Here is a 10784-nt window from a genome sequence, read left to right on the forward strand (position 1 = left end):
AAAGGGTTACGGCTCCCTTAATTTTAATTATGAAGATGTCAAATTAACTCTATAGCTCTAGGTTAAGTCACTCAGGGCAGTTTTAGCTGGTGACGAGCTTTGCCAGCTTCTGATACTGCCGCTCTAAGGCTCCCAGACGCTTGCTCATGGATGTAATTGATGCCACATCAGTTTTACCCAAGTAAGCGGCGATCGCTTCCTGCACAATCGCGCTCTCACTCTTTCCGGCTTCCTGGCAAAGCGTCTGAATTTGAAGTTTCCAGCTAGAGGGTATGCGTGCCCCCACCATCGGCTTTTGCCCTTTGCTCATGTTATCCCTGCCATCCTGGTTAACCCATCACTGGTAGAGTGCCCAGGCAGTTACGATCGCGCTCAGTGGCAAACTCGGTTAACCCAGTTGACCCTCATGGAGTCACCGCTACAGCACTTTGTCTAATTCTCAATAGATAAGGGTACTGTCGCAATAAGAGGCTCAAAAAATGCCTAAATTTCTGCTGCTACGCAAGAATGCGGGTTACAGCCACCAAAACTGTCCGTAAATGAGCTAATTTGTGGACAGTTTTGCAAACCACCACATGTCTACGCTTGGACGAAAGAAAAACCTGGCTTACCGCAGTCGAGAGTATTTGACCCCAGCCGAAGTCAAGCGGCTGATTGAGGCAGCAGGAGAACGGGGACGCTATCGCCTGCGCGATCGCACCTTGCTCTTGATGCTGTTTCGGCATGGGCTACGAGCTGGGGAAGCGTGTCTGCTACGGTGGGATGCCATCATGTTTGATGCCCGGACGATTAACATCACGCGATTGAAGAAGAGTGAAAGTGGCATCCATCGACTGCAAGAGGATGAGATCCAGGCGCTCTGGGAGCTGCAAAGCCAGGGCAAGAGTAGTTATGTGTTCGCCAATGAGCGGGGTGAGCATTTGAGCACCGGGGCGATCGCCAAGATTGTGGAGCGCTCCGGTGAGGTGGCAGCACTCCCGCTCTCGGTGCATCCCCACATGCTGCGCCATGCCTGCGGTTACTATCTGGCAGAACAGGGATTACCCACCAGAGACATTCAAGCCTATCTCGGGCATAAGAACATTCAGCACACAGTCAGGTATACAGCGGCAAACCCTACCCGGTACGATCGTATTGTCTGGTAGCGATCGCAGGTTAGCATATTGAATGCTGGCATCAGTGCGACTGGAGCAACAGTTTAGGAGCGAAGAGGAAGCGGGGACAGAAAATGCCAAAAACCACTATCACCTACTGGAATCCGTTAAGTGCAGCTCACAACGGACAATGGCAACCGCTCAAGGGGCTGGAAAACGTGGCAGAGGAACTGACGTTGAGCCGGGATGAAACGACTGGTGAATATACCCGTTTGACGCGGTTTTATCCTGGTGCCGATACGACTCCTTATGGCGGCAAATGCCATCCTTACCCAGAAGAGATTTTTGTAGTGAGCGGTCGGCTGTATGATGAAGCCTTTGATCTGTGGTTAGAGAGCGGTCATTATGCCAGTAGACCACCTAGCGAGTTACACGGACCCTTCAAAACGGACATTGGCTGCGTTGTGCTGGAAGTCTCCTTTCCCAACCGCACTGAGGAAGCGGGCGTGGCGTAGACGCTCCTAAGTTGTCGCTTTGGCGATTTTCCAGGCAGACTCAATCCCATTTCTGCCCTGGCGCGTGCAGGTGAAGCCGTAGCGATGAATCTTCTGCCCTGTAAGCGTTTTCAACCCCAGCAGTGGCGCAAGTTGGCTGGAGGAGAGTAACCAGCCGCGTTGTGCCGCTTCATCCAGAGTACGTAGGTTAGCCAGTGGGTCAGTCGGTTTAAGGTCGGTTAGCTTTTCAGCGATCGCTTCTACAACCAGCGCCAGGGCAAGGGACTGATCCCCCTTACGGCTTAATGGCAGGGTGGCTACACTGCCCTGTGTCCTGTAGGACGATTCAGCGTGTCCTGTAGGACGGTAGGACAGTTGCCCGTCATGTTGAAAATCGGCAATGGTGCCGCCCGCCTTGAGATGTCGGTCGAGCGCATCCATCAACCGTAGCTGGTCAGCATTGAGATAGGCTTTGCCTCCCTGCTTCTCCGGTTCTATGCCCAAACCTGATAGACGGTTATAGACATTAGAGCGGGCAACCTCATAGCGATCACTCAGGCTGCTGACGGGAATTAAGTCGAGTTCAGTAGGCATCGTCCTGTCTCATGTCTTTTCCTAATTTAAGACAAGCTAGCTCAAAATCTCCCAAAACAAGCAGGTTTCGCTAGTGATCCTGTGTCCTGTCCTGTTGTCCTGTTGTGTCCTGTCCCATGAACTGATAACCTCTTGCTTTCAGTGCTTCTTCAAGTAAGAGTTCCACCATCTGAGACTTAGAACGCCGTTCGGCAGCCATTTCCTTCTCAATGGCTTGATTAATCTCCTCACCAACATAAGCATTGAGCTTGGGCTTATTCGTCGCCACAGGACCATTTGTTGACATCGCCATCGATCGTACTCCTTCTGCGTTATTTTGCTCTATCCTTATCTAAAGTAATGCACCGTAGACATAAGTGCGTTACTACTTGAAAAGTCCTGCTACCAGTGAGGTTCTATGTGGTCAGTCGTGTTCCATGCTCCCAATAACGTCCGCCGAACGCTGTTCAAAAGTGAGCAACGAGGCGAGGCAGAAGCCAGCAAACAACGGTATGAACGGCTCATTAGTGCTGAGTTCAAGTTAGAAGTCGTGTTTGAGGAGGTAGAATCGGCGGCTTAAAAATGTCCAAGCAAGACCAGGGCTATGTGACAGCAAATCTTTAGCCCTGATATGCACCTGAACCGGGAGAATTCCGTATCCCTGTTGGCAGTGGGTACAATGCACCTGCACAACCATTAGCGCGAAGTGCCGACAAAATGCTGCAAGACCCAGAAAACGTCAGGGACGAGCCGAGAGATATCTATGCTCATTCCCCGGAAGAGGCACAAGCCCAATGCGAACGGATTGCGGCGCTTAGAAGTGTTGGCGGTACGATCATTACCTGCCTCGGTTGTAAGAAAATGACTTTAGGCAGCAGTGGCAGAGCGGCGAGATATTCGTGTACCCTTCGAGTAGAGACAAGGAGCGAGTTATGAAGCATGACTTTCATCCATTGAAGACTGAGGCGGGAGAGTTCAGAGTGGCACTGAATCTGACTGCTCTGGGCGATCGCGCCTGGGAAGTCCTCTCACTCTCACAGCAGCTAGGGTTTGAAGCACCACAATTCAAAACCTATGTTGATGGCGTAGGCTCCCCTGAAACATGGGCTGTCATCTTGCAACAGTCCTACCGCTACGATGCTGATCCGCGTCTGGTGGTAGACCCCTGGGACGAGCAATTGCATGAGCTTTGGCAAGCCTGTGAACCGGATGCTTGCCTGAAAGTGCAGATTGCTGCAAACCTTGAAGAATGCCGCCTAACAGCCTAGATAAAGCAAACTCTACTATGAGGGCGATCGCCTTTTTCCTGTCCTATGTCCTGTAGGTCAGTTGCAGGCACTCAGTAGGGAAAGGAGTGCGATTGCCAGCACTACTAATGGCAAGGCTTTAACGTGTCCCTGGTAGTAATTAGCGTCCAAGGGCAGCATCAATAGCAGTAAAGTCTTCCATAGCAAAAATCCAGTCCAAAGACCGGGCAGTAACATTAGGTGCATCTACATGAGACTGACTGAGAGTGCCTAACTAGCAATATTGGCGATCAAACATCACTTCAGCCGACTAACGCCATTAGATTCAAGCCTAATACAGGTATGTGCTCTAGCCAAAGCATTAGCCAAAAGAATCTACACCTTTTTGCTTTTCTCGTGGCTCAAGCTGCTGCTGTGCCCATTCTCGCAGTTGTTCATCTTGGTCATTAACGGCTTTGTCATTTAGAAGTTCAAGAGTTGTGGGATGGTTGGGATAGTGAGTGAGGAGTCCTTGCAGAGCAAACTTACGAGGGTTATCTTCCCAGGATAGAGAAACATTTCGGGTAAACGAATCGTTTCTGATAACATCACACAACAATTCAAAAACGCCAGGTTCACTTGAAAAGTATTTTGAAATTGCATCAATTGCAATCCGACGTACACCCCAATCTTCATCCCTTTGAGAGCGTTGCTTGAGAATCAAAAAAGTTTCTGAATCCTCACGATAGTGCTTAATAATCGCCTCAGTTGCTCCCAGTCGTATACCCCAATCGTTGCCCTGCCGCACATTCTCCTTAAGCCACACTAATGTCTCTGAATCAGAATAACAACGTGCTGCAATTGCTATTATTGCAGCACGTTGTACAACTGAGCCTTCATTAGATTGCACTCGTTGCTTAAGCCAAGGCAAGATTTCATCATCTTCAAAATACTGAGTAATCCTACTAAATACCTCGCTTGCTGCTAAACGACTTAATCGAATCGGAGGATGCTCAATTTCAATTTGAAGTTGTCGGAGTAATATTTTTTTACTCCTAAAATTATTGAGGAATTGTTAACTTCTGAAAAGCAGTCTGTAGCTAATAACAGGTTGGTTAAGCCTTCAGGTGTAAGTCTTACTTGACCTGCAAACTGAAGCCACTCCTCATCCACAAACTTCGATTTATCATGCTCCCTTGTCATTAAGAATTCAATCAATTCCCCTGCAAACTTTGGATCAACCATCCCACAAATCAGCCTCAAGACCTCATGCCAGGTTTCATCTTGCCAATGTTGTCCAAACACCTCATCGCGTAACTGCTCAAAGGTAATCCCTCCTTCAACGCCACGCTTGCTAAAGCGTTCTACAATCTCCACTGCACAAAAATATTCTAAAAACGTGCGATGCATGAAACCGTAGCTGTCAGCACCCCGGTAGCAGAGGATAAAATTGCGGTCTCGTAGCTGCTGAATCAACCGATTTGCCTTCTCACGGGGTTCGTTAAACCCCTGCTCACGCAAATAGTTCATCAATGCTCGTGTCAGCCGCTCAGCACTAATGAGATTCCCCTTCAATCCCCCATCCCCTGCCTGCATCTCATAGGCGACCACCCGCAACATCTCCTGCTTTTCCCGTCGCCCGATCGCATCCATTGGCAACTGCAACCGCTTGTGATCGACATCCCAGTGGTAAAGCAGCACTCGTGAAGCCTGGTCGTAGAGGTCAGCCCGATCGCGCGGTAGCTCCTGCCGTCGATTCAGGATTGCCATCATGGTCAATAGCAGAGGGTTATCTGCCAGGTTCTGGATAGCTTTGGAGTGAGCGATCGCATCCTTCAATCGCTGGACTAGGCGGGGTTTGTCCGGATCGTCAAGCAGGGCGAGGGTATACCAGCGATCGATAAACTCATGGATTTCGTCGGTATCCAACGGCTGAATCGTAAAGTGTTTGAACTCTGCCTGTTGGAGGCGTTCCGGGTTGTAGCCGATAATTCGGGACGTAACCAGTACCTTTGCTTGGGGGTACTGCTGGGTAAAGCGGATAATGTCATTGGTGACGCTGGACTGGGTAGCCCGATCGAACACCTCATCCAGCCCGTCAAACATGACCCGAGTTGGATGCTCTAGCAGGTACTGGTGGAGCTGCTGCTGGTCAAACTGCCAATCGGCACCCCGTCCCCTATGCAGGAATTCCAGAAAGCTGTTCGCTTGAGCAATGGCGTACTCTCGCAATTCAATCAGTAACGGCAACGTCTCAGTCTTCCCTTCTACCCACTCCAGGGCAAGATACTGCAATAGGCTAGATTTTCCCGCCCCTGGATCACCCAAGATGACAGCTCGTGGAGAACCCGCGATCGCCTCGAATGCCTTCCGGGAGGGTTGCTGAAAATACTCCCGCCGATAGTGCTCCAACGCCTCAGACGATAGATCTGCTTCCAGTTGCCCCTGCTCTTGCAATTGACGTTTCAGATCCAACGGCAACTCATACCGCATCGGTGGCAGTGCTTCCCGTACCGTCTGCTCGATGAACATCTGCCATAGCTTGATTGCATCAACCCGATCGGTACTATCAAGGGTGTAAAGCTTCAAATAGCCATAGCTGGTTTGCAAGCTCTCTCGATATTTAGCAACATCAAAGCCTGGTGAGATTTGAGCCGTGTTACGGGCGATGTCTTCCAGCAGTTCCGTTTCCAGAAGTGCTTTCAGTTCTGGAGTCTCGCGCACTAGCCGACGTACTTTTCTCAGGTACTCATTGCCAACATGCTGCCAATCAAATCCTTCTGGTAGAGTCGGAAACGGTTGCCCTCTAAAGGTCGATCGCTGCCAGAGAGCGGCTAATGCTGTCACATCAATGGCTCGACAGTCTTTCTCAAAGGCACTCCCCAGAATGGGCTTGACCGTCTCATCTTTCACAAACTGCACCATTGGCTGGTCGTAGCGATCGCGGATCTCCGTCTTCGATACGTCCTGGTCTTCAAGTTCAGCCACCAGCAACAGTAAAAACGCTTGCACTGCCGCTGCTGTTGCTTTTTTTGCGACTTCCGGTTGTGCTGCCAGTATGCCGCCCTTGAGACACCCCTTGAAAAAGTCTTTCACATAGTCTTCAGCCGCCGCTTGTCCTAGCTTGAGGACTTGCTCAAACACCACTTTTCCCAGTTCTGCTGCGCCGATCGTGGCTAACCATTCCAACATACTGACTGCTCAGGTGTGCCTCCTGCTTGCATCTTAATCCTCCACAAGCGCTTTGTCCTGTAGGACGGTCACAGGTTGTCTCGTAGGACGCTTTCTACCAAGCGTGCGATCGCTTTCTCGCTCATGTGTCGTGCCTAGTCACATCGTTCCTCCTGATCCGAACTAGTGGTTGAATGCTTATACCCTCGCCGACCTCCGCGAAGCGCCGAGGGCTTTAGGACGAGCACCGCTTTCCGTTGGTCAGCCGTGCGGGAGCCAGGAAGCCAAACTGCTTTCCAAAAAAAGTTTCTTGCCTTCTAATTAAGAAATTCCACTACAAAAGCTACCTTCTGTTAGGAACATCGAAAGTCTAAAAAGCGGTAAGAGATTGCTCGTTCGTGTCTCCCTATCTCTATCAGCAGCGCTTCGCACTATTTCAAGAGATAGCAGCCCCTCACAAGGTTATCTGCATTTAGTGAAAGTTTTAATCCTCAGCCATCGCATAGGAAGAGGAAAGTAGGACTCCGGAACAAACCCGGAGATGAACATGTAGAGAAAATGCCCCGGCGCGGTCTAGCTGTCAAGAGGTTTTCTACGATTTTCCACGCCTCGTTTTTATACTATAATTAGTATGATAAAGCTTGCTTTCTACCTATGCCCTTGCTCTGTCCTTTTACCTTTCCCTCTGGCTCATGGTGCCGTCCAGCTTCTCATCGGTCTGATTGCGTAGTGCTATGGCTCCCAGCTAGTGCAGCCTTGCCCTGTGGTTTTGCTCCCTGGTTGCACTCCTCCGGCGGTTCGTTGTTAGCTTCGGCTCCCTGTGGTGGTTCTACGGCTGTGCTGCTGTCATGTCCGCCCGTTTGGTTGTCGCCTGCGTTGCTGTCTGCCGTGCCTCGTCCATTGGCTCACGGGTCGCGCACGGCTGGGTCATTACTGCCCTGGTAGTCAGCTTAGGCTGTGTCACCACCGCCCTTCTGCTCGATCAGAGGGGCTTTTTGTTGTGTAAAGAAATGATGAAATCATACTAGAATTAATATACTAATCAAGCTATCTTAATATACTAATTTTAGTAGATTTTGGTTTCTCGCATGGTCACAGCTTTCAATCTCATCTATTCCGTTTCTGCCATTCGTCGCCTGCTGGGTCTAGCGGTTGGCGTTTCTGTTCGCATTCAAAAGTTCTTCTACGTCATTTGGGTTCATGTAGCTGGTCGTCGCCCCACGTTCATCAGCAAAGCAGCGTTTAAGGCTCATTTTGTTGAGCATCGCAAGGCAGCAGCAAAGGCGTTAGCCGTGACTAAAAGTGTTTTTCAGGGGCATATCTATAGCGTTCGCAACGAAACGAAAGGCACGGTTTATCAAATCAACATTGGCTCTGGTCAGCCTATCTGTGGTTGCGATGACTTCAACAATCAGATCCAGTTTCTCAACGGTCTAGCCTGCTGCAAACACACCTATGCAGTGCTAGGGCATCTCGGTTACGGCTCATTACGCGAGTATCTCGCTCGTTAGCTTCCTGCCCTGGGTATGGCGCAAAACTACCCCCCTAGCGCGAACTAGGGAGGCTTTCCACCCAGAACATAGATGGAGATTTAATTATGTCACCTCAAGATTTACAAGCACTAGAGCAACGCGATCGGCAGCAGCAGGAGGCAGTAGAAGCGCGTCATCTAGACGGCTGCACAGATGCCGGATTTGGGAAATTGCCTCAGTACCAGGATGAGGCTTATCTTGGCGGCTACCTTGCCACGATTCGCACGTTGCCAACCGATAGCAACGGTAGGATTCAGCACTACAGCCACTATCAGCACTTTGCTTTCGGGTATGTAGATAGTCCTGACCCCGACCACCACGACGAGTTGTAAGGGGTGTGGCAGATGGTTCTGTAAACCCTTTTGCTCATACGAACGATGCACAACTATCTCTACAAAGGTTTTCTAGTCGAAATTTTTGAGCTTCCTAATGAGTTATGGGAAGCGATTGTGAATGAGGGGAATAACCGCATTACAGTCACTCAAACAGCCATGAGTCAGGAGGAAGCAGAGTTTTACGCAGAAGAGCTAATCGAATCCTGGAACTAAGAACCTGACCTGAGCAAGTCTTAAAAAGGGCTTACTGCACATTTCTCTAGTGAGTACTCCAATGTTTCAAAAAGCGACCAAAATTCAATCACGCTTGCGTCTTGCCTTGTCTGGTGCCAGTGGTTCAGGCAAAACTTATTCAGCCTTAGCGATCGCTTCCCATCTGGGGCAGTCAATCGCAGTCATCGACTCCGAAAGAGGATCTGCCAGTAAGTACGCCGATCGCTTCAATTTCGATGTCTGTAACTTGACCGACTTTCACCCCTCTCGCTACGTGGAGGCAATCAAAGCAGCCGATGCAGCGGGCTATGACGTGATTATCATTGATTCGCTCTCTCATGCCTGGTTCGCAGAGCTTGATCTGGCAGGCGGTAACTTTAGCAACTGGGCAAAAATCAAGCCTCTGGAACGTGCTCTAGTCGATGCGATGCTCAGTAGCAGTGCCCATCTGATTGGGACAATGCGGAGTAAGACCGAGTGGATTATGACTACAACGACTAACAAAAGCGGTAAGGAGACTCTATCACCTACAAAAGTTGGTACTGCCCCTATGCAAGCGGCAGGTATCGAATACGAGTTTGATTTAGCTGGAGAGCTTAACAGCGATCACGTTCTCAACATCTCAAAATCTCGGTGTCCCGGCTTGAGCAACACGACTCACCTTAATCCTGGTCGAGAGTTGGCTGAACTGCTGCTAATGTGGCTCACAGATGGGGTTGAAATGCCAGAAACCGGACAATCAAAACGCGATCGGGTAAAAGCGGCAAGGACAGCGATCGGCTTAGATGTCGAATCAGTGAAAGTGCTGCTAAAAAATCGTTTCGAGGTTGCAGACCCAATGCAGTTATCGTCTCAGCAAGTTGATGAACTCATTGATGAGCTTGCAAAGATGGCGGCTCACACTCACAGCTAAGAGCAGGATTAAACTAAGATGGCTATGCTGTTCTGCCTTGATTTCATGGAGACAACAAGCGCTAACGCCATACTGGAAGCCATCAAAGCCCGTGCCGTTGCCAAATGGGGTGAGAAGAAATGGATAGCCGAATTAGTACGGGAATATGTTGAGATTAGTAAGGCTAATGGTGATCAGGTCGCAACGACGATCAATCGCCGTCCTCAAGTCGAACGGGCGTTCAAGGTGGGGAGCTGCACCCTGGATACCGCGATCGCTTTGGCTGCTGCGGTCGGCTGTCGCTTTCAAATGGCTTGCACGAGTATCGAGGTTATAGACCTGTAGCGGCAGAAAAAGATCGATCGCTAGCGTCGCCTGCTTCCCCTACAAAGAATGTACGCTTAAAGTAGCGGTCAGCATTGATCGCATGGTGATCTGGAGCATGGCAACCGCAACGCGAAGCGGTGATGTTCCCAAAGGCGTTGGTGATGCTTTTAGAGATGCTGCACGAACGTAGCAAGTGAGGTGGACGATGACCATTGCAACAGCGCCCCAAACAACCGATCAACGGATTGTGCTGTCAGGACGTTCTTGGGAGCAGTTCAAGCTGATTCAGCAGGGGCTTGAGGACTCCCCTGGCACGCGCCTGTTTTATTTTGATGGAACCATTGAGATTCTTATGCCGGGACGTGACCATGAAGTGTTCAAAAGCCTCATCGGCTTTCTCATTGAATTGTTCTTTCTAGAGAATGACATTGAGTTTGAGGCAACTGGATCAATGACGCAGGAACGGGAGAGCACAGCATCGGTTCAGGCAGATGAATCTTACTGCATCGGCACATCCAAGCCAGTTCCAGACCTGTCGATTGAGGTCATCTTTACCAGTGGCGGACCCAGCAAATTGCAGCGCTATCAGGCATTGGGCGTACCGGAAGTGTGGTTCTGGCAGGATGGCGTGTTTACGCTGTATCGCTTGCGGGGAGATGGATATGAGCGGATTGACCGCAGTGAGATTCCTGAATTGGCAGGGCTTGACGTTGAGTTGCTGACTCGATGTGTGTTGATGGGTGAGACATCCAGGTTGGAGGCAATGCGCGAGTTCCGTAAGGGGATTCAGGGGAGATAAACCTCTACCAGACAGACGGTAAGCGAAAGAAACGAAGTAGACTGCTTATTGCCTAACTACCAAGGATTGCCAATTATAGAGTTAATTTGACATCTTCATAATTAAAATTAAGGGAGCCGTAACCCTTT

The 10784-nt window shown here is 49.9% G+C and carries 15 protein-coding genes; 10 read left to right on the plus strand and 5 right to left on the minus strand.

Annotation, left to right across the window (positions count from 1 at the left end):
- Nucleotides 1-82 precede the first annotated feature (82 nt).
- Nucleotides 83-310 (minus strand): hypothetical protein, encoded by a 228-nt coding sequence (locus AC5JLP_RS34395; protein ID WP_496072386.1) that lies wholly within the window; start codon nt 308-310, stop codon nt 83-85.
- Nucleotides 311-575: 265 nt separating this feature from the next.
- On the opposite strand from AC5JLP_RS34395, the gene AC5JLP_RS34400 reads away from it, so the two are divergent.
- Nucleotides 576-1145, plus strand: a complete 570-nt coding sequence (locus AC5JLP_RS34400) for a tyrosine-type recombinase/integrase (RefSeq protein ID WP_496072387.1) — start codon at nt 576-578, stop codon at nt 1143-1145.
- An 83-nt stretch (nt 1146-1228) separates the two neighbouring features.
- Nucleotides 1229-1609: a cupin domain-containing protein gene (locus AC5JLP_RS34405; RefSeq protein WP_496072388.1), complete on the plus strand. Its 381-nt coding sequence runs from the start codon at nt 1229-1231 to the stop codon at nt 1607-1609.
- A 6-nt stretch (nt 1610-1615) separates the two neighbouring features.
- On the opposite strand, the gene AC5JLP_RS34410 is transcribed toward AC5JLP_RS34405, so the two are convergent.
- Together AC5JLP_RS34410 and AC5JLP_RS34415 are read right to left on the minus strand one after the other, a co-directional pair.
- Nucleotides 1616-2182, minus strand: a complete 567-nt coding sequence (locus AC5JLP_RS34410; protein WP_496072389.1) for a hypothetical protein — start codon at nt 2180-2182, stop codon at nt 1616-1618.
- Nucleotides 2183-2252: 70 nt separating this feature from the next.
- A complete protein-coding gene (locus tag AC5JLP_RS34415) occupies nt 2253-2474 on the minus strand; it encodes a hypothetical protein (RefSeq protein WP_496072390.1) in 222 nt (73 codons plus the stop codon).
- A gap of 105 nt (nt 2475-2579) precedes the next feature.
- Here AC5JLP_RS34415 and AC5JLP_RS34420 point away from each other — a divergent pair, with 105 nt between their 5' ends.
- Nucleotides 2580-2741, plus strand: coding sequence for a hypothetical protein (locus AC5JLP_RS34420; protein ID WP_496072391.1), 162 nt, complete (start codon nt 2580-2582; stop codon nt 2739-2741).
- A 352-nt stretch (nt 2742-3093) separates the two neighbouring features.
- A complete protein-coding gene (locus AC5JLP_RS34425; RefSeq protein WP_496072392.1) occupies nt 3094-3429 on the plus strand; it encodes a hypothetical protein in 336 nt (111 codons plus the stop codon).
- A 340-nt stretch (nt 3430-3769) separates the two neighbouring features.
- On the opposite strand, the gene AC5JLP_RS34430 is transcribed toward AC5JLP_RS34425, so the two are convergent.
- Together AC5JLP_RS34430 and AC5JLP_RS34435 are read right to left on the minus strand one after the other, a co-directional pair.
- Entirely contained in the window at nt 3770-4297 is a 528-nt protein-coding gene (locus AC5JLP_RS34430) for a HEAT repeat domain-containing protein (RefSeq protein WP_496072393.1), read from the minus strand.
- 83 nt (nt 4298-4380) lie between these two features.
- Complete coding sequence (locus AC5JLP_RS34435; protein ID WP_496072394.1) at nt 4381-6579, minus strand: NACHT domain-containing protein; 2199 nt, start codon at nt 6577-6579, stop codon at nt 4381-4383.
- A gap of 1067 nt (nt 6580-7646) precedes the next feature.
- On the opposite strand from AC5JLP_RS34435, the gene AC5JLP_RS34440 reads away from it, so the two are divergent.
- From AC5JLP_RS34440 to AC5JLP_RS34465, 6 genes are all read left to right on the plus strand, one after another.
- Nucleotides 7647-8069 (plus strand): hypothetical protein, encoded by a 423-nt coding sequence (locus AC5JLP_RS34440; protein WP_496072395.1) that lies wholly within the window; start codon nt 7647-7649, stop codon nt 8067-8069.
- Nucleotides 8070-8155: 86 nt separating this feature from the next.
- On the plus strand, nt 8156-8422 hold the full coding sequence (locus tag AC5JLP_RS34445; RefSeq protein WP_496072396.1) for a hypothetical protein: 267 nt from the start codon (nt 8156-8158) through the stop codon (nt 8420-8422).
- 45 nt (nt 8423-8467) lie between these two features.
- Complete coding sequence (locus AC5JLP_RS34450; RefSeq protein ID WP_496072397.1) at nt 8468-8638, plus strand: hypothetical protein; 171 nt, start codon at nt 8468-8470, stop codon at nt 8636-8638.
- 61 nt (nt 8639-8699) lie between these two features.
- Nucleotides 8700-9551 (plus strand): ATP-binding protein, encoded by an 852-nt coding sequence (locus AC5JLP_RS34455; protein ID WP_496072398.1) that lies wholly within the window; start codon nt 8700-8702, stop codon nt 9549-9551.
- 45 nt (nt 9552-9596) lie between these two features.
- Nucleotides 9597-9875, plus strand: coding sequence for a hypothetical protein (locus AC5JLP_RS34460; protein ID WP_496072399.1), 279 nt, complete (start codon nt 9597-9599; stop codon nt 9873-9875).
- Between the two features lie 187 nt (nt 9876-10062).
- Complete coding sequence (locus tag AC5JLP_RS34465) at nt 10063-10656, plus strand: Uma2 family endonuclease (protein WP_496072400.1); 594 nt, start codon at nt 10063-10065, stop codon at nt 10654-10656.
- Nucleotides 10657-10784: the final 128 nt, after the last annotated feature.

Source organism: Stenomitos rutilans (assembly GCF_059505485.1).